The sequence below is a fragment of the Streptomyces mayonensis genome (assembly GCF_018982965.1).
In the GTDB taxonomy this organism is placed as follows: domain Bacteria; phylum Actinomycetota; class Actinomycetes; order Streptomycetales; family Streptomycetaceae; genus Streptomyces; species Streptomyces mayonensis.
The window spans coordinates 1-20,474 of sequence record NZ_JACBYP010000135.1; the positions used below are offsets into that span (position 1 = coordinate 1).

At 73.8% G+C, this 20,474-nt stretch carries 16 protein-coding genes; 13 read left to right on the forward strand and 3 right to left on the reverse strand.

Features of this window, described 5'->3' with window-relative positions:
- The first annotated feature begins 99 nt into the window (after positions 1 to 99).
- From HZS56_RS32740 to HZS56_RS32750, 3 genes are all read left to right on the forward strand, one after another.
- Positions 100 to 1,065: a zinc-binding dehydrogenase gene (locus tag HZS56_RS32740; RefSeq protein ID WP_216724452.1), complete on the forward strand. Its 966-nt coding sequence runs from the start codon at positions 100 to 102 to the stop codon at positions 1,063 to 1,065.
- 137 nt (positions 1,066 to 1,202) lie between these two features.
- A complete protein-coding gene (locus tag HZS56_RS32745) occupies positions 1,203 to 1,412 on the forward strand; it encodes a helix-turn-helix domain-containing protein (RefSeq protein ID WP_216724453.1) in 210 nt (69 codons plus the stop codon).
- The gene (locus HZS56_RS32750; protein ID WP_216724454.1) at positions 1,412 to 1,978 is read left to right on the forward strand and encodes a Clp protease N-terminal domain-containing protein; all 567 of its coding nucleotides are present in this window, start codon (positions 1,412 to 1,414) and stop codon (positions 1,976 to 1,978) included. Before HZS56_RS32745 ends, HZS56_RS32750 begins: the two co-directional genes overlap by 1 nt.
- 122 nt (positions 1,979 to 2,100) lie before the next feature.
- On the opposite strand, the gene HZS56_RS32755 is transcribed toward HZS56_RS32750, so the two are convergent.
- Positions 2,101 to 3,234, reverse strand: a complete 1,134-nt coding sequence (locus tag HZS56_RS32755; RefSeq protein WP_216724455.1) for a PadR family transcriptional regulator — start codon at positions 3,232 to 3,234, stop codon at positions 2,101 to 2,103.
- Between the two features lies 1 nt (position 3,235).
- Positions 3,236 to 4,186: a DUF4097 family beta strand repeat-containing protein gene (locus HZS56_RS32760; RefSeq protein WP_216724463.1), complete on the reverse strand. Its 951-nt coding sequence runs from the start codon at positions 4,184 to 4,186 to the stop codon at positions 3,236 to 3,238.
- Between the two features lie 137 nt (positions 4,187 to 4,323).
- On the opposite strand from HZS56_RS32760, the gene HZS56_RS32765 reads away from it, so the two are divergent.
- Positions 4,324 to 5,136, forward strand: a complete 813-nt coding sequence (locus HZS56_RS32765) for a hypothetical protein (protein WP_216724456.1) — start codon at positions 4,324 to 4,326, stop codon at positions 5,134 to 5,136.
- Positions 5,137 to 5,241: 105 nt separating this feature from the next.
- Here HZS56_RS32765 and HZS56_RS32770 read toward each other — a convergent pair whose 3' ends face one another.
- Positions 5,242 to 5,424, reverse strand: a complete 183-nt coding sequence (locus HZS56_RS32770) for a DUF6104 family protein (RefSeq protein WP_019075209.1) — start codon at positions 5,422 to 5,424, stop codon at positions 5,242 to 5,244.
- 180 nt (positions 5,425 to 5,604) lie between these two features.
- Here HZS56_RS32770 and HZS56_RS32775 point away from each other — a divergent pair, with 180 nt between their 5' ends.
- The 9 genes from HZS56_RS32775 to HZS56_RS32820 form a co-directional block, all read left to right on the forward strand.
- Entirely contained in the window at positions 5,605 to 6,192 is a 588-nt protein-coding gene (locus tag HZS56_RS32775) for a CU044_2847 family protein (RefSeq protein WP_216724457.1), read from the forward strand.
- On the forward strand, positions 6,189 to 8,633 hold the full coding sequence (locus HZS56_RS32780; RefSeq protein WP_253915282.1) for a VMAP-C domain-containing protein: 2,445 nt from the start codon (positions 6,189 to 6,191) through the stop codon (positions 8,631 to 8,633). Before HZS56_RS32775 ends, HZS56_RS32780 begins: the two co-directional genes overlap by 4 nt.
- A 268-nt stretch (positions 8,634 to 8,901) precedes the next feature.
- Complete coding sequence (locus tag HZS56_RS32790) at positions 8,902 to 9,924, forward strand: AAA family ATPase (protein WP_216724458.1); 1,023 nt, start codon at positions 8,902 to 8,904, stop codon at positions 9,922 to 9,924.
- A 7-nt stretch (positions 9,925 to 9,931) separates the two neighbouring features.
- Positions 9,932 to 13,456, forward strand: a complete 3,525-nt coding sequence (locus tag HZS56_RS32795; protein ID WP_253915283.1) for an SAV_2336 N-terminal domain-related protein — start codon at positions 9,932 to 9,934, stop codon at positions 13,454 to 13,456.
- A 56-nt stretch (positions 13,457 to 13,512) separates the two neighbouring features.
- Entirely contained in the window at positions 13,513 to 13,707 is a 195-nt protein-coding gene (gene fxsA, locus HZS56_RS32800; RefSeq protein ID WP_216724459.1) for an FxSxx-COOH cyclophane-containing RiPP peptide, read from the forward strand.
- A gap of 360 nt (positions 13,708 to 14,067) precedes the next feature.
- On the forward strand, positions 14,068 to 15,240 hold the full coding sequence (locus HZS56_RS32805) for an FxsB family cyclophane-forming radical SAM/SPASM peptide maturase (protein ID WP_308408214.1): 1,173 nt from the start codon (positions 14,068 to 14,070) through the stop codon (positions 15,238 to 15,240).
- Positions 15,240 to 16,817, forward strand: a complete 1,578-nt coding sequence (locus HZS56_RS32810; protein ID WP_216724461.1) for an aKG-HExxH-type peptide beta-hydroxylase — start codon at positions 15,240 to 15,242, stop codon at positions 16,815 to 16,817. Before HZS56_RS32805 ends, HZS56_RS32810 begins: the two co-directional genes overlap by 1 nt.
- A 130-nt stretch (positions 16,818 to 16,947) precedes the next feature.
- Positions 16,948 to 19,971, forward strand: a complete 3,024-nt coding sequence (fxsT, locus tag HZS56_RS32815) for an FxSxx-COOH system tetratricopeptide repeat protein (protein ID WP_216724462.1) — start codon at positions 16,948 to 16,950, stop codon at positions 19,969 to 19,971.
- Positions 19,972 to 20,096: 125 nt separating this feature from the next.
- Positions 20,097 to 20,474 (forward strand): CU044_2847 family protein (locus tag HZS56_RS32820; protein WP_216724465.1); only part of this gene is annotated, 378 nt, incomplete at its 3' end.

The window sequence follows — 20,474 nt, forward strand, 5'->3', positions numbered from 1 at the left end:
GGTGGGGTGACCGTCGGCAGTGTTGGGGTGCCGGCAAGAGGGTGTGTGTCACAGGGGTGGGTGGTTTCGGATGAGGGGTGGGGGATCTATGGTCGGGGCATGTTCGCTGTGTACGCCGCCCGTATCGACCGCGACCAGCCGCTGACCGGCCTGGAGTTGGGGGAGCGTCCGGCTCCCGAGGCCCGGTCCGGCTGGAGTGTGGTGGATGTCAGGGCCGCCTCCCTCAACCACCACGACCTCTGGTCCCTGCGTGGCGTCGGCCTCCCGGAGGACCGGCTGCCGATGATCCTCGGCTGCGACGCGGCCGGCGTCGACGCGGACGGCAACGAGGTCGTCCTGCACGCCGTGATCGGGCAGACCGGCCACGGTGTCGGCCCCCGGGAGCCGCGCTCCATCCTCACCGAGCGCTACCCGGGGACGTTCGCCGAGCAGGTCGCGGTCCCGACGTGGAACATCCTGCCCAAGCCTCAGGGGCTCTCCTTCGAGGAGGCCGCCTGTCTGCCCACGGCCTGGCTGACGGCGTACCGGATGCTCTTCACCAATGCCGGGGTGCGTCCCGGCGACTCGGTGCTGGTGCAGGGTGCGGGCGGCGGGGTGGCCACGGCCGCGATCGTGCTCGGCAAGGCGGCCGGGCTGCGGGTCTTCGCCACCAGCAGGGACGAGGCCAAGCGGAAGCGGGCCCTGGAGCTCGGCGCCGTGGAGGCGGTCGAGACGGGGGCGCGGCTTCCCCAGCGGGTCGACGCCGTCATCGAGACCGTCGGGGCCGCCACCTGGTCGCACTCCATCAAGTCGCTGCGGCCGGGCGGCACCCTGGTCATCTCCGGCGCCACCAGCGGCGACCGTCCCTCGCACGCCGAACTGACCCGTATCTTCTTCCTGGAGCTCAAGGTCGTCGGCTCCACCATGGGCACCAAGGACGAGCTGGAGGACCTGCTGTCCTTCTGTGCGGCCACCGGTGTGCGGCCCGTCGTCGACGAGGTGCTTCCCATGGACCGGGCCCGTGAGGGCTTCGAAAGGATGGCGTCCGGCGGGCAGTTCGGCAAGATCGTGCTCAGCAACTCCTGAGCCCCGGCCTACTTCTGACGCCTTTCCCTCTGTGTGCGGCGGGTCCGGTTCTCCGGGCCCGCCGTTCGCGTATGCCGCCCTCCCTTCAATTGTCAACCGGGGTTGACGTGCACGGGTTGTCAACTTAGGTTGACTGTATGAGTGAAGCAACGGATCTCGCCACGCGTGCGGGTGACCGTGATCCCCGGGTCGGGCTGCGGGCGGTGGCTGCCCTCAGGAAGCTGGTGGAGCAGCTGGAAGCCGTACAGGTCCGCAGCGCGCGCCGGCAGGGCTGGTCGTGGCAGGAGATCGCCACGGAGCTCGGGGTCAGCAGGCAGGCCGTGCACAAGAAGTACGGGAGGCATTGATGTTCGAGCGATTCACGAAGGACGCCCGGGCGGTCGTGCTGGGGGCCGTGGAACACGCCGAGAAGGCGCGGGCGGGGACCGTCGAGCCCGAGCACCTGCTGCTCGCCCTGCTGGACCGTGAGGGCAGCCACGCCTCGTTCGCGCTGGCGGCGGTGGGTGCCGGTGAGCACCGGGAGGCGATACGCCGGGCGCTGCGGGAGGCGCGGCGCCGAGCCGGACTGTCGCAGGCCGAGACCGAGGCCCTTGCCGGACTCGGCGTCGACGTGGGGGAGATCGTCGCCCGGGTGGAAGAGGCTCACGGTGTGGGTGCCATGACGGTCGACGACCGGAAGGGCGGGCGCCGCTGGTCCGGCCATCGCAGCTTCGGCCGGGACGCCAAGGACGTCCTGGAGAAGGCGCTGCGGGTCGCAGTCGCCCGGCACGACCGGCACATCGGGGACGAGCATCTCCTCCTCGCCCTGGTCCTTCGCCCCGGAGTGCCGGCCGAGGTGCTCGCCGACCACGGGGTGACCCATGAGTCGCTGACCGGGGTACTGGGCAACGGGGCCGGGGAGGCCTGCGCCTGACCGGCCCCCTCCTGCCTCGGCTGCCTCGGCGCAACCGTCGTCCGAACGGCCCGCGGCGCGCCCTCCCGGTGGAGCGGACGCGCCCTCCCGGTGGAGCGGTTGGGCGCCGTGCCGTGCCCGACTCAGGGCTTCGGGGTCCGCAGGATCGCCCCGATGTGTGCCGCGGCCTCCGACAGGCGGCGCCGGGCGTCGCGCAACTGGTCGGCCGTCACGCCGTGGTCCCGGGCGGCGTCGCGGATGTCGTCCCGGAAGCGGTCGAGCAGCCGGTCCAGGTCACGGCCCGGGTCGCCGCTGGATTCCGCGGCGTCCTCGTGGGCCCAGGCCGGGGCGTACCGCGCGGGGAAGTCCTCGGAAGTGTCGGAGTACTCCGGGGCGGGGGAGTGCCCGGCGCGCGGAGAGTGCCCGGGACGCGGAGAGTGCTCGGGGCGGGGGGTGGTCGTACCGGTGTCGGTGCGGCCGAAGCCCCAGTCCTTGCCGAACTCCTTCCCGAAGTCCTTGCCGAAGTCGCCGACCTCCCTCGCCAGTTCGCTCAGCCCCTCGCGCAGTCCCGTCGGCCAGTCGCCCCGCGAGAAGTGGTCCTGCACCTGGTCCTGGACCCGCTGGGCGATGCGCTGCACCTCCTCCTGGGCCTGGGCCCTCGCCCGCTCCTGCGCCTCCTTGGCCTGGCGACGGGCGCGCTGGGCCTCGTCCCGGGCGCGGCGGCTCTCGTCCTTGGCCCGGCGGGCCTGCTCCTTCCACTCCTGCTTGACCCGGCGCATCTCCTCCTTCGCGGCCCGCCAGGCCTCCTTCTCGTCGCGCTCCCCGTCGCCGGGGAATCCGTCGCCCTCCTCGTGCGCCCCCGGACCGGAAGCGGAACCGGTGCCGCCCAGGCGGGCGGCGCTGGCCGCGGCCCGCATCTCGCGCCGCAGGTCCCCGGCCGCGCCCCGCACGTCGGCCCGGATCTCGGCGGCCAGCTCGGCGACCGACTCCCGGATCTCCAGCTCCAGGTCGGCCAGCTCGCCACTGCGGTCGGCCAGCTCGGCGCGGCCGGCGTCCGTGATGGCGTACACCTTGCGGCCCCCCTCGGTGGTGTGGGTGACCAGGCCCTCGGCCTCCAGCTTGGCCAGGCGCGGATAGACCGTGCCCGCCGAGGGCGCGTACAGCCCCTGGAAGCGTTTCTCGAGGAGGCGGATCACCTCGTATCCGTGGCGCGGGGCCTCGTCCAGGAGCTTGAGGAGGTAGAGGCGGAGGCGGCCGTGGGCGAAGACGGGGGGCATGTCAGAGCACCTTCTTGTCGGTCGTGCCGCCGGAAGCGGCGTCGGTGGCGCCGTCGTCCCGGACGGAAGCGGAATTGTCCCCCGAGCCGTCGTGCCCGTCGTCCCCCGGGCCGGTGTTTCGTGGCTTCTGCTCCCACGGCGTGTCCTCGGTTGCCGGACGGCGCAGCAGGGCGATGGAGCCGGAAACCGTGGTGGCCTTCAGCCGGCCGTTGCCCGCGCCGAGCCGGCCGGTGATCCGCTTGGCGCCCCACTGGCCGCCCACCCGCAGGTCCTCGAAGGCGCTGGAGACCGAGCCGCTGGCGGTGTTCGCCTCCACCCGGGCGTCGGCCGGCTGGGGCAGCCGGATGGCGATCTCGCCCGAGACGCTGGTCAGGCTGATGTCCGTCGGTCCGCCGGCCGGGTCCAGGTCGACGATCATCGACCCGCTCACCGAGTCGGCGCGCACCGAGGAGCCCGCCTCCACCACCGTCAGGTCGCCGGAGACGGAGTTGAAACGCAGGTCTCCCGTGAGGGCCTGGGCCTCCAGACTCCCGGAGACGGTGTCGGCGCGGACCGGACCCGCCAGGCCCACCAGTGTGGTGTCCCCGGAGACCCCCTTCACTTCGGTGCGGCCCTCGAGTCCGGAGACGACGGCCGCCGCGCTGACCACGCCCACCTCCACACGGGTGCCGGTCGGCACGGCCAGTGTGACCACCGCGCTGCGGCGCCAGCCCTTGCGGTCGAGCCACTTGAGGAAGCCCTTCCACGGAAGGTCCTCGTAGGCCACCGTGAGCGCTCCGTCCCGGTGGGTCACGACCAGGGGTGGGCCTTCGATCTCGGAGACCTCGAGACGGGCGGGGCCTTCGTCCGTGCCCACGACGTTCACCGTTCCGTTCACGATGCGTACGTGGAGCTCGCTCACGGACTCGTCGAAGGTGAGTTTCCTGGGCTCCGCGACGGACCACTCGGGCATGGTGCAGACCTCCTCGACCGAACGCGCCATATCGCGTCCTCCGCTATTCACGATATATCGCGCCCGCGGAAAGTCAAGACACCCGTTCTGACGTTCAGCGACCGGCCGGTAGGGGTGAATTGATCTATTTTGTGGACATGTCGACGCGAGAGTCCGTCTCCGCTGCCGCTTGCGGCGCCCTGCTGCTGTGCCGAGCCGGGCCGGAGTCCGTGGCCGCCGTGGCACCGCTGCTCGGCGAGCGCATGACGCTGGCCGCGGCCGGTGGTGAATGGAGCGTGCTGGTTCCGGAGGGCGGACCCTGGCGGCACGGCGGCGAACCGGTGGACCGGGTGGTCACCGGCTGGGCCGCGGCGCTCGCCGTCGGTGCCCCCTGGCCCGTGCTGGCCCTGTGGTGGGACGCCGACCGGGCCGGGTACGCCCTCGCGTCGGGCTTCCGCCGCCCGGTCGGGTACGTGTGGCTCGCGCGCGGCACCCCGGCCGGTGAGGACGAGGCGATGCGCTCTTTCGCCGCCCGGCTGGGTCTGGACCCGGTCCTGGACGTCCAGGCGCTGGACCGGCTGACGCGGCAGGACCCGGAGGCGGATGCCCGTGCCAGGCTGCGCGGACTGCTCGCCGTCCTCACGCGCGCGGGTGTCGCCCTCCCGGACGGACTCGACCCGGGCGCACCGGCCGACCGTTTGCGCGAGGCGGCGGGCGCTGTGCCGGGTGCCTCGCGGACCGCCGCCGCGGACCGGCGCCCGACGGCGGACGAGAGCCGCCTCGCCGCCTGGATGCCCTGGGTGGCCGGCCCGGGAGCCCGCGCCCTGGCGCTCGCGCAGATGGTGGCGGGACTGCCGCTCACCGCGTGGGGGCTGCGGCGGCGCAGCGGCGGCTGGACCGCGGCGGGGTCGCTGCTGGTGGCGCACGGTGCGGTGGGAACGGTGTACGGGCTGGCACGGCGCCGCCCCTGACGGACCCGACGCACCGGGGGACCGGCGGACCGGGGGCCGGGGCCGGGAGAGGGGAACGGCGGCGGAGAGAGGAACGGCGGCGCAATCCCGGGGCGGCCGGCGGATCTACTCGTCGTCGTCCTCGTCGTCCAGGCGCGCCAGCCACGTCGCCAGGCGCTCCACCGGTACCTCGAAGTCCGGGTTCAGATCGACGAACGTGCGCAACTGCTCGGCCAGCCACTCGAAGGTGACCTCCTCCTCGCCGCGCCGCTTCTCCAGCTCCTCGATGCCGCGGTCGGTGAAGTACATGGATCGTGCTCCGTCGGGTCGTTGCAGGGTTGGGAGCCTCCCGTGCGGGAAGAACCCTGTGCCTGCGGGATGGAAAGTTGAGGTCTTTCCGTCAGGTGGGGAGAAGACAGGACAAGGATAGGCGCGCAGCCGAGTGCGCCTCCTGGGGTCGTCGAGGGGGCGCGGGGACGGGGGAATCCCATGGGACAGGAAGTGACGCGCGTCGCGCGCGTCGTGTTGCCGGACGGGACACCGGTGTGGGCCCGGATCTCCGGTGCGGCGGAGCTGCCGGCGCCGCGCGGGCAGCTGTCGTACAGCGACACCGGTTTCGCCGAGCGGGTCGAGGCGGGCGTGGAGAGCCTGCACTCGCTCGTGACCGGCGTCGCGCGGTCGCTGGCCGAGCCGTTGCGCGCGGTACGGCCGGACGAGGTGAGCGTCCAGTTCGGCATCGAGCTGACCGCGAAGGCGGGCAAGGTCGTCGGCCTCCTCGCCGACGGCGAGACCAAGGCCGGGATCACGGTCACCCTCACCTGGAACGGCGGCCCACCGGATCCGAACGCTGCGGACTCGAACGCTCCGGATCCGAACGCGCCCGGTCCGAGTACGCCGGGGGCGAACGTGCCGGGCTCCAACGAGCCTGGTTCAGGCGGGCCTGGTGCGACCGGGCTCCGCCCCGATGCGCCCGGGCCTGACACGTCGGACACGCCTCCCGAGCCCCGCGCGGGTGCGTCCGCCCGCGCTCCGGGGCACGGCGGGACGGGCGGTGCCGGTTCCGGAGGCGCGGCATGACGGACGGGAGCGCCCCCGGCGCATCGGGCGCCCACGACGCGGCTCGCCGTGCGCTGCGTGGACTCGTCATGGCGGCGACCGTGCGCATTCATCGCCCGGACGCCGGGTATGCCCTGGACGAGCCTGGGACGTTCCTCGGCAGCGGCTACTTCGTCGCTCCGAGCTGGGTTCTGACCTGCGCACACGTGGCCTGCGGCGGGGAGGGGAACGAGGTCGTGGTGATGTACGAGTCCGCACCGGGCAGCGGCATGTCCGCGGTACCCGGCCACGTGGCGGCGGCGCTGCCCGACGGCGCCGGTTCCGTGCCCGGCACCTGGCCGGCCCCCGACCTCGCGCTGGTGCAGCTGAGCGAACCGGTCGACCACGAGTGCGTGTACCTCTCGGAGCGCCCGGCGGCCTACTACGGCGAGGGCAGGGTCCTGTACGCCGGCTGGACGGTGGTCGACGGGCGACTGCGGATGCTCGACGGCACCCTCACCGTGGAGGGCACCATCGGAGGCTGGAACACGGACGTCCAGATGCGGCTGGGGGACAACGACCTGCCGGACGGCGTCTCCGGCGGCCCCGTGATCGACCCGGAGCGGGGCGAGGTCATCGGCGTACTGAAGTCGCGGTCCGACCACGCGCGCGGCGGCACCTCCACCGGACTCGAACAACTGCGGACGCTGCCCGTGCCCGCCGGTGAGCTGACGAGCGAGCACGACGACCCGTACCAGGCGGTCGTCCACGCCCACGACCGCTACCACCGGGACCGGCAGCGCCATCCGAACGCGCGCCGGAACACCTGGGCCGACGTGCAGAGCCAGCTCGGCGCCCGGCCCGGCCGCACCCTGAGCCCGGACGAGCGGGTCCAGTTGCTCGGCCGTCTCGCCGACCTGCCGCCCCCGGCCAGCACCCGGTCCCTCCTCGACCTCCTCGGCTCCCTGCCGGACTTCGAGACTCCGCTGCCGTTGCCCGCCCCGCGCGGGTGGCGCGACGGACTCGGTGCCCTGTACGAGTCCGCGCGGGACGACGGTGCCCTCCATCTGGTACTCGACTACGCGGTGCACGCCATGACCGCCGACCGCCCGTTCCTCGCGCCCAGCACGCCGGCCGCCGAGGAGGCGCTGTGGGCCAGGGTGTGGCAGGCCGCCCAGCGCCTCGGACCCGGCCGCCGCAGAGCCCTCGTCGAACGACGCATCAGCCGGATGGAGGCACGCCGCCCGGCGCCGGTCGCGGCAGCCGGCCGGCGCGTGGCGGCTGCCGGCCACCCGGAGCGGACGGCGACGGCGCAGTCGTCCGTGCTGGTCGAGATCGTGCGGCGGGGCTGGGAGCCGGACCGCTGCGACTGGTCGGTCTTCGTCGTGCGGGACGGCGGCGGGACCAAACGCCTCAAGGAGGTCGAGCGCACTCCGCTGGACGACCTCGCCACGCACCTGGCGGTACCGCTCAGGGAGGCGTTCCGGCAGTGCGACACACCGGGACGGCCGGCGGTCCTGCAAGTGGCGACGGAACACTCGCTGCTGGCGCTCGAAGTGGACGACTGGCGGCTCGGCCCGGAGGGCGAGCCGCTCGGCACCCAGCGACCGGTCGTCCTGCGCTGCTCCGACCGGGACCAGTTGACCGAGGCCGACGGGAACGTCGCGGACCACGGGAGTCATGCGGATCAAGGGAGCGTCGCGGGCCACGGGAGCCATGCGGATCGAGGGAGCGTCGCGGGCCGCGGGAGTCATGCGGATCGAGGGAGCGTCGCGGACTGCGGGAGCCGCGCGGCCCACGGGCACGACCCGGCCCGCGCCGACGACCCGGCCCGCGCCGACGACCCGGCCCGCGCCGACGACCCGGCCCGCGCCGACGACCCGGCCCATGGGCACGCCCCGCACGGTGGCCACGTCCCGCACGGTGGGTACACCCCGGACCGCTCGTCCGCCGGAAGCGCCGCGACCGATGCGGCCGGCGAGTTCTTCGGGCCGGCTTCCAACGGTGACTACCGGATGGACATCGACGACGAGCGCAAGGCCCGTTGGCGCTGGCTGCACGCGCATCCGGTGACGGCCACGGTCCTCGACTGCGACGACGGACTGCGCAAACCGGTGCCACCCGTCGAGGAACTGCGCGGTCTGTCGCACGGCACGGTGCCGGTGCTGTGCCGCCTCGACGGTCACCGTCACGACGGCGACGCGGCGGCGCTCGCCAGTCTCGTACGCGGCGGTTTCGGTGTGGCCCTGTGGCGCCGCAGGGGCGGGCAGCCGGACGCGGTCTGCGGCGAGTTCCACCGCGGCACGCTCGACGAGATAGGGGGACCGTCGAGCGCACACCGGCTGCCGGAGGCAGTGCGCGATCTGCGCGCCCGGCTGCACTCGGGACGGCCGGAGACCTTCTGGGCCGACGGAATAGCACTCCTGTACGACAATCCGCATCAGCCCCTGCCCGGCGCGGGCGACCTGCTGGAGGCGCCTTGACCGCGGCCCGCCCGGGTCCCCGCCCGCTCCGTGCCGGACCGGCAGGGACCCGCCCGTCACCCGCAAGCAGGACAATTGTCCCCGCGTCAGGGAACGTTGACGATGAGCCTCTTACCAGGCCCGTTGAGGATCGATACCGTGAAGGACGCTCGCACAGCCGCCCGAGGGCGTCGCCGTCGTCTGCCCCCGCGCGCCGCCTCCTGGGGCGGAGGCCGGGTGGCGTGGCGACGGCAGGGCCCCGCAGACGAGTGACGACGAGGACCGGATCATGACCGAATCCAGCGAGTGGCTCATCTACCGGGGCGCGGGCGAACCCCACGACGGCATCGACCGGTTGCCCGACCCGCCCCCCTGGCGGGACTTCACCAGCCGGGACTCGGCGCGCACCGGTGACGGCTCCGAGGACCGCAGGCTGGGTGCCCACCGGCACCTGGCCGAACTGCACCGGCCGGGCGCCGAGGAACTCGAGATGATCAATGCCGCCTTGTACCTCCGCCGGCCGCTGCTCGTGACCGGCAGCCCCGGCGCGGGCAAGAGCACCCTGGCCCACTCGGTGGCGTACGAACTCGGCCTGGGCAACGTACTGCGCTGGTCCATCGTCAGCCGCTCCGCGCTCCAGGACGGCCTCTACCACTACGACGCCATCGCCCGGCTGCAGGACGTGCAGATCGCCGCGCAGGGCGGGTTCGGATCGGCGGCCGGGACACCGGGGGCGGTCGAGGGTATCGGCAGCTACATCCGGCTCGGCCCGCTCGGCACCGCGCTGCTGCCCTCCGACACGCCGCGCGTGCTGCTCATCGACGAGCTGGACAAGAGCGACATCGACCTGCCCAACGACCTGCTGAACGTGCTGGAGGAGGGCGAGTTCGCCATCCCCGAGCTGGAGCGGGTCGCCGACCGGCTGCCGGACGGAGAGGCCGAGGTGCTCACGGCGGACGGCGTGAAGGTGCCGGTGCGCGACGGCCGCGTGCGCTGCCGGGCCTTCCCCTTCGTGGTCCTCACCAGCAACGGCGAGCGCGACTTCCCGGCACCGCTGATGCGCCGTTGCATCCACCTGGAGCTCGGCCGCCCCGATCACAACCGGCTCGCCACCTTCGTACGGGCCCACCTGGGCGACGAGGCGGCGCGGGCGGGCGACGACCTTGTCACGCGGTTCCTGGAGCGGTCCCGCAGCGAACTGCTGGCGGCGGATCAGCTGCTCAACGCGATATACCTCACCGACGCCGCCGCGGCGCCCGGCCGGGACCGTCTGGCCGACCTGCTCATCCAGCGGCTCGACCGCCCGAGGTGACGCACTGATGCCCGACGCGACGGCGCGGCACGGCCCTCCGTCCCCCGACGACGGAGCCGGGGCCGGGGCCGCCCCCCTGCCCGGCGGCGACCCGCTCGCCGAGCTCGTCCTGCGGCTGCGCGGGGCGGGCCTGGACCCCGACGCCGAACAGCTGTGCGACGCCTTGTGGCTGGCCCGGTGGACCCGGTCCGCCGACGCCGCGGACGACGACCCGCCCGCGGCGGCCGGTCGCGCGGCACAGCCGACGGCCCGGACACCCGACCGGCCCCTGGTGCTGCCGCCGGAAGAGTCCCGGCGGCCGGCGGCCGGGACGGAGTCGCCCGGTGATCCGGCGGCCCGGCGCGTGGCCCTCTACCCGGTACCGCCCGACGACGGACGCGGCGGACGGGACGGACGGAGTGGACGCGACGGACGGGGTGGAGCGGACGGGAGAGGGGCGCGCGGGGGTGGCCGGGCCCGCGCGTTGCCGGTGGGGGTGCCCGCCGCTCCCGTGCTGCCCGCGCCGCTCGAACTGCAGCGCGCGTTACGTCCGCTGCAGGGCTACCGCAGCCCCGCACCGCCGCTGCGGACCGAGCTCGACGAGGTCGCGACCGCCGAGGTGAGCGCCCGGGCCGGCGGCCTGATCCTGCCCGTCCACCGGCACGTGACCCGGCGCGACGCCCGGCTGCAACTGGTGCTGGACACCTCCTCCTCGATGCACGTGTGGGGCCGCCTCTTCGCCGAACTGGCCCAGATCTTCGGCAGCCTGGGTGCCTTCTCGGACATCCAGGTCAGTCATCTGCACCAGGGGCCGGACGGCGGCCCGGCCGTCAGCCGCAGCTCCGACGCGCGCGCCGCCCCGCTGCACTCCGCCGACCGGCTCAGCGACCCGACCGGGCGCCGTATCGTCGTACTGGTCAGCGACTGCGCCGGCCCGCTGTGGCACAGCGGCCACGCCCACCGGCTGCTCCACCACCTGTCCCGGCAGGGCCCCGTCGCCGTCCTGCAGCCACTGCCGCAGCGCATGTGGAACCGCACCCGGCTGCCCGTCACCTTCGGTGGCCTGTCGCGCGGCGACACCCTGGGCGGGGGCGCCGTGCTGCGGGTGCGCACCGCCTCCGGCACGTCCGCCGAGGCCCGCCGGGGCGCGCTGGCCGTTCCGGTGCTGCCGCCCGAGCCCGTGGCCCTCGGCTCCTGGGCGCGGCTGCTGTCCGGCGCCGGTCCGGTTCCCGGCGCCGTGGGCTGGGTGCGGGCCGACCAGCCGGCCGGCCCGACGGCCCGTGCGGACCGCCGCCGCACGCCGTTGGAGCGGGTCAGCCGGTTCAGCGCCGGTGCCTCCCCGGCCGCCGCGCGCCTCGCGGTCTACCTCGCGGCGACGCCGCTCTGCCTGCCGGTGATGCAGCTGGTGCAGCGGACCATGCTGCCCGGCTCCGGTCCGGCCGAACTCGCCGAGGTGCTGGTCGGCGGCCTGGTCACCCGGGCCCGTGGGGACCACGGCGGCGACGGCGCCCAGTGGTACGACATCGAACCGGACGTGCGCGACGCGCTGCTGTCCCGGCTCGGACGGGACGAGGCCGTGCTGGTCCTCAAACACTGCTCGGAGTACATCGAGCAGCACTTCGGCAAGGGCGGCCCCAACTTCCCGGCCCTCGCCCTGGCCCAGCTCGGTGACGGCGGCACCGGCCGCGCCCGCCCGCACGGCTCGGACACCGGCCGACCGGGAGGAAGCGGGGGAAGCGAAGGAAGCAGGGAAAACGAAGGAAGCAGGGAAAGCGGAGGAAGCGGGGACAAGGGCGGAGACGGAGGCAACGGCGGAAACGGGGAGTCCGATCCGGTGCCGCAGCCGTTCGCGGAGATCGCGGCCCGCATCCTGGAACGGTTCATGCCGCTGCCCGACCAGTTCGCGACGTACGACAGCCGGACCGACCCGAGGGCCGCCGCGGACCGGCCCACGCACCAGGCGGTGGTCCGGTCCCGTGCGCTGCTCTCCCGGTTCGACACCGAGGGCATGGTCCAGGACCTCATCGACGCCGTGCAGTTGCTCCGGGGCGCGACCGAGCACGAACGTCCCACCGGCGCCGACCCCGAGCTGTGGGGCGAGTACGCGCGCTGCACCCTGCGGCTGTGGGAGGTGCAGGGCGGCACCGCCCTGCTGGACGAGGCCGAGCGGGCCGCCGAGCGGGCCGCCGCCCACCCGCACGGCCTCCGCGAACGCGCCGTACTCGCGCGCGTCCTGCACGCCGCCGCCACCGACGCCCGGCGGCGCGGAGACCGCCCGGGCGCGGTGGAACTGCTGCGCCGCGCCGACCGCGAGTACGCGGTGGCCTGTGCGGCACCCGGCCTGGGCGAGGAGGAGGCACTGCGCCTCACACTGGACCGGGTCGGTTCCCTGGAGACCCAGTGGCGCCTGGGCGGCGACAGCGCCCTGCTGCAGGGCGCCGTCGGCATGCTGGAGGCGTTCGCCGACACCTGGCCCGACCGGCCGGACCGCCCTTCCGAACTCCTGCTGGCCCACGGCCGTACCCTGCTGCGCCTGTCTGAGGTCACGACGGACCCGGAGCAGGTCCGGCTGTACGCGGAGCAGTCGGCGCAGTCGTTGCGCCGTGCGCTGGACTCCGGCGGGACCCCGGACGGACGGACCCCGGACACCGCGGGGTCCGTCCGCGCCAGGGTCCGGATCCTGACGGACCTGGTCGACGCGCTGCTGCGCTCGGGCGGCCCGCTGGACGAGGCGGAGGAACGGACCGACGAGGCGCTCGGACACGTACGGGAGCAGGCGCAGCGGGCGGCGTTGCTGGTGAGAGCGGGGCGGGTGGCCGTCGCACGCTACGCCGAGTCGGGGGAGCCGTCCGAACTCCACCGGGCCGCGGACCGCTTCGCCCAGGCGGCGCACTGGATGTCACGGGACGCGCCCGCGCACGCCGACGTGCTCGCGGAGTGGGGGAGGACCCTGCTCCGGCTCGCCACGCTGGAGAACGGGCGGCGGCGCCAGGAGCGGCTCTCCCGGGCGATACGAGTGCTGCGGGACTGCCGGATGGAAACCCCGGCGGGCAGCCGGCAGGTCTCCCATCGCTTGCTGCTCCTGGGACGGGCGCTCATGCTCCGGTACCAGGCGCACGGCGACCGTGTGGACCTCAGGGAGGCCGAGCACCTGTTCTCGCTCGCGGCAGCCGACGCCGAGGACCCGCTGCTGGCGGCGCACTGCCGGCTGGAGCTGGGGCAGGCGCAGTTCGAGGCGTTCCAGAGCCTGGGCCGTGCGGCCCGCCTGGACGTGGCGGTCGACGCCTTCCGGGCGGCCGCCGAGTCGGCCCGCCAGGCGGAGGAGGAGGCCGAAACGGAGCGCCGGCGCCAGGAGGCGGTGGAACTCGCCGCGCAGGCACACCACTGGCGGGGTATGACCTTCGAGGTGGCGGCCCGTCCCCGCGCGGCCCACGACGCCTACCGGGCGGCGCGGGCACAGTGGGTACGGCTGCCGGACGACCGTCTGGTCACGGGCGAACCCACCGCACAGCAGACGGCACAGCGACTCGCCGACCTGGAGCGGGAGCGGTAGCACGAAGGCAGAAGCCCAGAGGGCCATAGGGCCAGGGCGGACGAGAGGAACGGGGAATGGACATACGCGACGGGGCCGGGCCGGAACCGGCGTCTCCGGACAGCGAACAGCCGCTGCCGGACCTGCTGGAACTGGACCTCGCGGAGCTGGGAACCATCGAGCATCCGGTACTGCGCGAGGTGCTGGGGGAGTTGCGCGCACGGGCCGCGGAGCCGACCGAGATGCTGTGGGGCTTCGACAACTCCTTCTGACGCCGCATGTGCGATGTTCCGGTGTGGGACGCCGGCGATGCCGAGGCCGAGGGACGCCCCCGAGGAGTCGACGCGCCGAGGAGGACGTGTGCCGGCGGAGGAATCCCGCCATTCTTCGACCGGGTGAGGACCCTTACGGTCAACTTGGCGCGACAAGATGCGTGAATAGGACAACTGTTGTAGGGCCGAGTTTCGGACCTGTGTCGCACCGGGCATGCGCCTCCTTGCGGCACGGGGCCGTGGCACGGGGCCGTGCCGCACGGGCCCTCGGCGACGCGGGCCGGGCCGTACGGCATGGGGGGTGCTGGAGTGTCGGAACAGGTCGTCACGAGTTCGGTCCGAGCCGTGTCCGATCGAGCCGTGTCCGATCCGCGAACCGCTCCGGAGCACCGCGTCCCCTTCCGCCAGTTCATCGTGAAGGTGCACGGGCGCTGCAATCTCGCCTGCACCTACTGCTACCTCTACGAGGGCCCCGACAGCGGCTGGCGCGACCGCCCCGCCGCTGCCCCGGCCCCCGTCCTCGACCGCACCGCCTCCCGCATCGCCGAGCACGCCTCCCGGCATGCCCTGCGCGACCTCGCCCTCGTGCTGCACGGCGGCGAACCCCTGCTCGCGGGCGCCGGCACGCTCGCCGCGTTCGTCGCGCGGGTCCGTGAGCGCGTCCCCGCCGGGTGTCAGGTCCACGCCACTGTGCAGACCAACGCCACCCTCCTCACTGGGAAACGCCTCGCCGAGCTGGCCGAGGGCGGCGTCCGGGTCGGCATCAGCCTCGACGGTGGCACCGCCGCCCACAACCGGCGGCGCGTGGACCACGCGGGCCGCCCGTCCTGGCCCGCGGCGGCCCGCGGTGCCCGCCTGGTCGCCGAGCGCTTCCCGGAGTCGTACGCGGGCGTCCTCACCGTCGTGGACCCGACGCTGGATCCGGTCGAGACGTACGAGTCCCTCCTCACGCTGCGCCCGCCCGTGCTGGACCTGCTGCTTCCCCACGGGAACTGGTCCGCGCGCCCGCCCCACCAGTCCGGCGTCCGCTACGGCGACTGGCTGTGCGCCGTCTTCGACCGCTGGTGGGCCGCAGGACGGCGCGAGGTCCGGGTACGGCTCTTCGAGGAGTGCCTGGCCCTCCTGCTGGGCCTGCCCGCGGCCACCGAGGCGCTGGGACTGGCGCCCTTCGACGCGGTCGTCGTGGAGACCGACGGGTCGATCGAGCAGGTCGACTCCCTCAAATCGGCCTACCCCGGCGCCGCCCGGACCGGCCTCGACGTGTTCCGGAACACCTTCGACGAGGCGCTGCGGCACCCGGGCGTGGCCGCCCGGCAGGCGGGCGCGGAGTCGCTCGCGGAGCAGTGCCGTGCCTGTCCGCTGCTGCGGGTCTGCGGCGGAGGGCACTACGCGCACCGCTACCGCGCCGGGCACGGTTTCCACAACCCGTCCGTGTACTGCGCCGACCTCCAGCGCTTCATCCGCCACGTGGCCGCACGGCTCGCCGGAGCGGCCGCCCCCGGCCCGTCCCCGGCCGAAGGAGGTGTCTCCTGATGTTCCCGGTGGTCCCGGACCGGGCCCTGCTCGAACTCGCCCGTACCGAGGGTGGCCCCGACACCCTGGCGCTCCTCGTGCGGGACCAGGACACGCGGCGGCTGCTCCTCCTGCGTGCGGTCCTCGACGCGGCCGAGGCGGCCGACCGGTCCGTCTGCACGGCCGCGCAGAAGGCGCGACTGCGGGCGGACTGGGCGCTGCTGACCGAGGCGGACCGGGCGGTGGCGCCGGCCGCGCGACACCCGGGTCCCGAGCCCGCAACCACCGACAGGGCGGCGACAACCGGCGCCCCCGTACCACCCGGCGGAGCAACGGGCGGCGAAACACCGCCCGACACCACCCCGCCGCCCGCGACCCCGGCCCGCGCCCGCCTCTTCCACCCGCTAACCGGGCCCTGGGCCCGCTCCTGCCTGCGCGGCCTCGACTCCAGGCCGGTGCCGGTGCCGGTGCCGGTGCCGGGGCCGGTGACGGTGCCGGTGAGCGAGGAGCGGGCCCGCCGACTGCGGCGCGACCTGGCCCACTTCAGCGCGACGGCCGCCGTCGCCGCCGCCGGTGCCGGCATCCCCTTCACCACCCGGCTCACGGCCCGCGCCGGAATCCTCGCCCTCCCGTCCCTCGGCGCCCTGCACACGGCGCGCTCGGGAGACGTACCCGTCGACGTCTCCTGTACCGAAGGCCGACTGGTCCTGCGCCAGCCCGACGCCCCGGACGTGACCGTCCACCTGGAGAGCGGCGCCGGCGCGTGGTCCGGGGCGCCGGCCTGGACCCCCGCACACGCGCTCCCCGGCCTCACGCCGACCGCGCCCCCGATGCCGTTCGACGACCTCGACCCGTACCGCGAACTGCCCCACGGCCCCCGCCACGGCAACCTGCGCACCCCACTCGCGCTCGACGACGCGGAACGCAAACGGTGGCTCCAGGCCTGGTCCGGCACGGCCCCCGCGCTGCGTTCGGGCGGCGCCCAGCGCCTCGCCGAAGCGGTGGCGCTGCTGCGCTGCCTGGTTCCCCTGGAGACCCCGCCGGACGTCGGCGCGGGCCGCGGCAGTTGCAGCGCCACCCGCCGCGAGGCCTTCGGCGCGCTCCTCAGCAGCACGCCGCCCGACCCGGTCACCTTCGCCGCCACTCTCGTGCACGAACTGCAGCACGCCAAACTGGCCGCCCTGGGCGACCTGGTGACGCTGCACCGGGCCGGGCCCGAGGCACGGTACTTCGCGCCCTGGCGCGCCGACCCGAGGCCCTACGACGGTCTGCTCCAGGGCACGTACTCCCATCTCGCGATGGCCGCCTTCTTCCAGCACCGGGCGCTCGTCGCCGGGCTTCCCGACCGGGACTGGGCGTGGGCCCAGCACGCCCGCTACCGCGCCCAGGTCCAGGCTGCCCTGCCCGCCCTCGTCGGCTCGACCGACCTCACGGTGCGCGGACGCCGGTTCGTCGACGAAATGGCCGCCTCCTACGAACGGATGGCCGACCACCCCGCGCCCAGGGGGCATGTCGCACGTGCGCAGGCGTACGTCGAGTCCGCACGCGCACTGTGGACCCGCAGGCACGCCTCCGCGCTCCCGCGGCCGAATGAGTGAGGATGCCCACACACGGCGGCCGGGTACGGAAAGATCGTCGGGACAGGGTGTGTTGCCGTCGGTCGGCGGACTTACGCGTGACGCTCCAAAGTCCTAGGATTTTGTGGTACTACGCGCTGGAGGCCACTGCATGTCTGGAGCTCGTAAGCCGGTCGAGGCGACCGAGAGGGGGACCGCCAGGCAGACGGTCACGATCCATTTCGCGGGTTTCAACCGGGCCTGGGCGGCCTGGATCGGGGACCGGCTGGAGCGGCGGGGCGTGCGGGTGGTGCCGCTGCGCTGGGACTCTCCGGCGGACGTACCGCTGGTGGACCTGCTGCGCGACCTGACGCTGGCCGAGGGCCGGGTCCTCATCGTGGTCAGTGAGTGGTACTTCCAGCTCGGTCCGCGCACCCACGAGGAGTGGAACGCGGCCCTGCGCGAGGTCGTGGCCCCCGACCCGTCCCGGTTCGCGGCCGTGTCCGTCACCACCGCCCCGGTTCCGTCGGCGGCGGCCGTGCTGGCGCCGGTCGCCCTGACCAACATGGGCGCCGAGGAGGCGGAGCGGCGCCTGCTGGACCGGCTCGACCTGTCGTCCGAGCCGCTGCCCGAGTCCACGGTGGAGTCGCGCCGCGGGCCCCGGTTCCCGGCGGCGATGCCGGACGTGTGGGGCGTGGTGCCGCGCCGCAACACCCGCTTCACCGGACGCGAGCCGTTGTTCAACGAGGCCTACCACCTGCTCCAGAACGCGGAGCCCGGGGCCGGTGTGGTGACGCTGCACGGCATGTCCGGTGTCGGCAAGACCCAGTTCGCCGCCGAGTACGCGCACCGGTTCGGCTCCGAGTACGACGTGGTCTGGTGGGTGAATGCGGAGAACCGCGTCACCTACCGCCGTCAACTGGCCGAGCTGGCACCCAAACTGGGGCTGCGCACCGGCCAGGAGTACGGCGAGCGGCTGCGCGCGGTGCGGGACGCGCTGCGCCGCGGGGATCCGTACTCGAGGTGGCTGCTGATCCTCGACGGGGCGGACGAGCCGGACCAGATCTGGGACCTGCTCCCGACGGGTCCCGGGCATGTCATCGTCACGTCGCGCAATCCGGAGTGGAGCGAGCACAACAGCAAGCTCCTCGAAGTCCACCTCTACCCCCGCGACGAGTCGGTGGCGTTCATCCGCCGCCGCGCACCCCGGCTGACAGAGGCGGAGGCCGACCAGCTGGCCGAGGCGCTGGGGGACCTGCCGCTGCTGCTCGACCAGACGGCGGGCTGGCTGAACGACTCGGACCTGTCGGTCGAGCAGTACATCGCCCTGCTGGAGGGCGGCATCGACAGCGACGTGGTGAAGGTGTCGGCGGACTTCCCGCTGGCCTTCCAGACCGCCTGGTCGATACTGCTGAACAAGCTCCGCGAGACCGTCCCGGAGTCCGTCGACCTCCTGCGGCTGTGCACGTTCTTCGCACCGGGGTTCATCCCCGTGCGCCTGCTCAAGGAGATGCCCGGAGACGAACTCCCCGAGCAACTCGCCGGACTGCTCAACGACCCGCTGCTGTGGAACAAGGCGGTCAACCAGCTGCGCACCTACTCGGTGGTCCGCCTGGAGTCCCACGAGGCGTCCGTCGACGAGACGGTCTCCGCCGGGGAGTCGCTGTATCTGCACCGCATGGTCCACCAGATCGTCCACAAGGACATGCCGGACCCTGACCGCGGCGAGTTCATCGATGTCGTACGGCGGGCCCTCGCGGCGGCCGACCCGCGCCGCCCGACCGACACCCAGCTGTGGCCGGGCTACGCCGAGATCGTGCCGCACCTGAAGTACGCGGACGTCCTCAACAGCAAGGACGGGCAGGTCCAGCGCCTGGTCTTCAACTGCCTGCGCTACATGTACTTCTCCGGCGAGTACCGGGCCGGCATCAAGCTCGGCGGGCGCGCCCTCGCCACCTGGCGCAGGATCCTCGGGCCGGCCCACCCGCGGATCTGGGAGCTGACCTACCACTACACCAACCTGCTGCGTGGCATGGGCGACTACGCCCGGACCGAGGCCCTCAGCCGGGAGGCGGTCGACCACCTCCGGGAGGAACGCGGGCCGCAGGACCTGGACCACCTGAGGGCGGCCGCGGGCCTGGGCGGCGACCTGCGCGGCCTCGCCCGCTACGAGGAGGCGCTGGAGCTCTCCCAGTGGGTTCTGGTGGCCTACCGCGAGCTTCTCGGCGACCAGGACTCCCGGACCCTGAACGCCCAGAACAACCTCGCCGTCTCCCTGCGTCTGCTCGGCCGCTACGAGGAGACGCTCGAAACCGACCGGCGCACCATGGAGGCGCGCCGTCAGCTACTGCGCGCCCGCCACCCGTGGACGCTCAGCTCAGAGGTCGCCTACGCCGTCGACCTGCGCCTGCTGGGCCGCTACGCGGACGCCGAATCCATTCAGGCGAAGAACGTCCGTGAGAACCGCATCGTGATGGGCCCGGACAACCACCAGACCCTCAAGGCCGAGTACAACCTGGCGCTCTGCCGGTACCGCCTCGGCGAGCGAGCCCCTCGCGGTGAGGAGCCGGGCCCGATGCTCAGCAGCGTGCTGGAGCGTGGGGAGCGAGTGCTGGGCGAGACCCACCCGCTCACGCTGACCTTCGCCACCGGCCAGAGCTGTTACGCCCGTGAGCACGGTGACATCGACCAGGCGCGGGAGCTCAGCGAGGCCGTCGTCGCCCGCTACGAGGTGATGCTCGCCGAGGGGCACCCGTTCATCGCCGGGTCCCGCGCCAACCAGGCACTGATCCTGCGCAACGTCGGCGAACGCGAGCACGCCCACGTCCTCGTCGAGCAGGCGCTGGCAGAGATGACCGAGGCCGTCGGCGAGAGCCACCCCTGGACGCTCGGCTGCGCCCTGAACGCCTCCGCCCTGCGGAACCTGGTCGGCGACATCGAGGGTGCCGCCAACCTGAGCCGGGACACGGTGACGCGGGCCATCGAGACGCTCGGGCGCACCCATCCGCTCACGCTCTCCACCCGCATCGCCCACGCAGCGGACCTGCGCGGACTGCGCGACCGCCGGCAGGCGGAGAAGGTCGAGCAGGAGGCGCTGTCCGACCTCGACGCGACCTTGGGCAGCAAACACACCCACACCGTCTCGGCCCGTTCCCGCAATCGCCCGTACTGGGACTTCGAGCCCCAGGTCGTCTGAGAGCGACCGAGCGGCGGTGCCACCCCGGGGCGCATAACCCCCCGCGCCCCGGGGAAGAACACCGTTCCACTCAACACACCTGTAACACGCATGAGTTGGACCAGGGGGAGCGTGTGGCGATTCTGATGGGGCCTGTCCCGGCGGGCGCGGACGGGCCCATACCGGTCGAGGTCGACGCGGAGGTCGACCCGGCCGCCGTCGACGGACTGGACCTCGTCTACGGCGGCGAGGAGACCCGGGACGGAGCCGGGCAGCGCGTCGTCCGGGTCGCGCGGGACGTCTACACCGACGGCCTGGACCTCGCCCGCCGGTGCGCCGCACAGGCCGTACGGCGGTTCGGCGAACTGCAGGAAGGGCTGCGGCCGGACGAGATCGAGATGCAGCTCGCCATCAAGATCGACGCCGGGGTGGCGACCCTCGTCAAGAGCGGCGCCGAGGCCCAGCTCCAGATCACGCTCCGCTGGCAGACTGCCCCTGCCCCTGCCCCTGCCCCTGCCCCTGCC